A 2,583-nucleotide genomic window follows, 5' to 3' on the forward strand; every position below is an offset into this window, starting at 1 on the left:
ACACCCCCACTCCGGGCGGCCGCGACCTTTGTTTATACGAGCCCGGGGGCGGAGCTGGATCTCGACTCGCCCGTGTTTTCGATGGGGGGCGGGCGGGCGGATGCCCGCCCTCACCTGTGTCGTAGCCATTGGTTGATGGCAGCGATGTGCAGGACAGCTTGGTAGCGGACGGCGAGCTTGTCGAACCGTGTTGCGACGGCCCCGGTTTTCCTTCAGCGCATCGATTCCGCACTCGACCGCATGACGCTGTTTGTATCGCTCGGCGTCGAACGCCGGTGGTCTTCCACCGGCAGAACCCTTCTTGCGCCGATTGGCGGCCTGGTCCGCCTTGACCGGGATCGTCGCGGTGATCGCTCGTCGGCGCAGGTAGGAGCGGTTCGCGCGCGAGCTGTGGTCGCTGAACTACATACCGGAGACCTCGCCCACCCGGCTACCGGCACACCAACGCCGACAACACCTTTCAATCACCTCTGGTGTTCACCGCGCAGCAGCGCACACCAGCCACTCACTTCCGAAACACGGCCTGGACCTGTCGGCCGCCGGGACGCCGGGTGGAGCATCGGCTCCGCCCGGCGTTCGCGTTCTCAGGGGCGAGAGTGCCTGCCCGCGCTAGGCTCGAGTCGTCATGGGCACGATCATTCGATGCGACCGGCGCAGGGATGAGGCCATCATGTGTCGACTTTTCGGAATGACCGCCGCACCGCAGCGGGTCAAGGCGAGCTTCTGGCTTCTCGACGCGGCCGACAGCCTGGATCACCAGAGCGAGACGAATCCGGACGGCACCGGGCTCGGCACCTTCGACACCGCGGGGCGAGCTCTGGTCGAGAAGCAGCCACTGGCCGCGTACGAGGACCGGCAGTTCGCCGTGGAAGCCAAGCACCGCGAGTCGGTGACCTTCCTCGCGCACGTCCGGCACGCGTCCACCGGCGCACGCACCGCGAACAACACCCACCCGTTCACCGAGCAGGGGCGAATCTTCGCGCACAACGGCGTCATCGAGGACCTCGCGCGGCTCGACGAGGAACTCGGCCGGTGCCGCGAGCTGGTCGGCGGCGACACCGATTCGGAACGGTTCTTCGCGCTGATCACCAAACACGTCGACGCCCACCGCGGGGACGTCACCGCCGGAATCACCGACGCCGCGCACTGGATCGCCGACCAGTTGCCGATCTTCGCGATCAACATGCTGCTGACCACCGCCACCGAATTGTGGGCGCTGCGCTACCCCGCCACGCACGACCTCTACGTGCTGGAACGCGAACCCGGCGAGCACCTGGCGCACCGAGGCACCGCAGGAACCATGCACGTCCGGTCGGCCGATCCGGCCCGCACACCAACCGTGGTCGTGGCCAGCGAGCCGATGGACGACGATCCCGGCTGGCAGCTCATGCCCTCCGGCGAACTCCTCCACATCGACAAGGACCTGCGCGTCCACCGCACCATGATCCTCGACAAGCCCCCGGCGCATCCGCTCTCGCTGTCCGACCTCAGCGCCGAGGCCGCCGCATCCCAACTGCATCGCTGACCCACTCGCGTTCGGCGGCAACAGCGAGCGACTACACCGTCGCCATGAGGTCGGCGGGGTCGGTGTTGGCGCCACAGAGGACGAAGGCGACGCGTTCGCCGGGGTGCGGGCGATAGCTGCCCGCGCGGACTGCCGCGAGGCCGGTGGCCGCGCCGTGTTCGACGGCGATGCGGTGGCGGTCCCAGAGCAGGCGGCGGGTGGCGATGATGGTGGGATCGTCGACGATGACGGCATGCACGTCGGCGGCGCGGGCCCACGCCAACGCCGCGGCCCAGACCCGGAGCGCGCCGAGGGAATCAGCTGCGACGGAATCGATCTCGACGTCGAGCACGGTACCCGCGGCGAGCGCGGCGTGCAGAGCCCTGCTGCCTTCGGGCTCGGCCCCGACCACGCGGACGCCGCGGCTGTCGGCGGCGGCGGTGATGCCGGAGAACATGCCGCCCGCGCCCACCGCGACCACCACGGTGTCCAGATCGGGGACGGCGGCGGCAAGCTCGAGCAGGATCGTGCCCGCACCCGCGGAGGTGAGCAGGTCGTCGTGGGTATAGGCGTCGAGGGCGCCGGACCGCGCCATGAAGGTCCGTGCCGCCCGCTGCGCGTCGGCCTGGGTGGCGCCGCCCACCCGGACCTCCGCGCCGTAGCCGCGCAGCCTGGCGGCCTTCGCTTCGGGCGCAGTCACCGCCAGGAACGCGGTGATCGGAACGCCGAATCGCTGTGCGGCCCAGGCGAATCCGAGGTCAGCGTTGAGACCGGTGGCGGTGACGAGTCCTGCAGCGGGCATGACACCCGAATGCACGAGCGCGGCAACCAGATTGACCGCGCCGCGGGCTTTGAACGATCCGGTGTGCTGGAGGAATTCGAGAGCCAGATAGGCCTGCACCCCGGGCACCAGGTCTGGGTCGGCGGCGATGACGGTGAGCGGCCGGACGATCCCGATGACGCGAGCCGCGGCGGCCTCGACGTCGTCATAGGTCGGATTGAGCATGTTTCACCTTAAGACCGGACCAACCGCCGAGCGACCGCAGCCGCAGAGCCACAAGGGTCGGTCGGGAAGGCGG

2 protein-coding genes are annotated in these 2,583 nt (G+C 69.3%); one reads left to right on the forward strand and one right to left on the reverse strand.

What is annotated here, in order from left to right; genetic code table 11:
• The first annotated feature begins 670 nt into the window (after positions 1–670).
• On the forward strand, positions 671–1,525 hold the full coding sequence (locus ACFWF2_RS33510) for a class II glutamine amidotransferase (RefSeq protein ID WP_379311492.1): 855 nt from the start codon (positions 671–673) through the stop codon (positions 1,523–1,525).
• Between the two features lie 31 nt (positions 1,526–1,556).
• On the opposite strand, the gene ACFWF2_RS33515 is transcribed toward ACFWF2_RS33510, so the two are convergent.
• A complete protein-coding gene (locus tag ACFWF2_RS33515) occupies positions 1,557–2,510 on the reverse strand; it encodes a pyridoxal-phosphate dependent enzyme (RefSeq protein WP_379311493.1) in 954 nt (317 codons plus the stop codon).
• Positions 2,511–2,583: the final 73 nt, after the last annotated feature.

The sequence above is a fragment of the Nocardia sp. NPDC060259 genome (assembly GCF_042728775.1).
Classification (GTDB): domain Bacteria; phylum Actinomycetota; class Actinomycetes; order Mycobacteriales; family Mycobacteriaceae; genus Nocardia.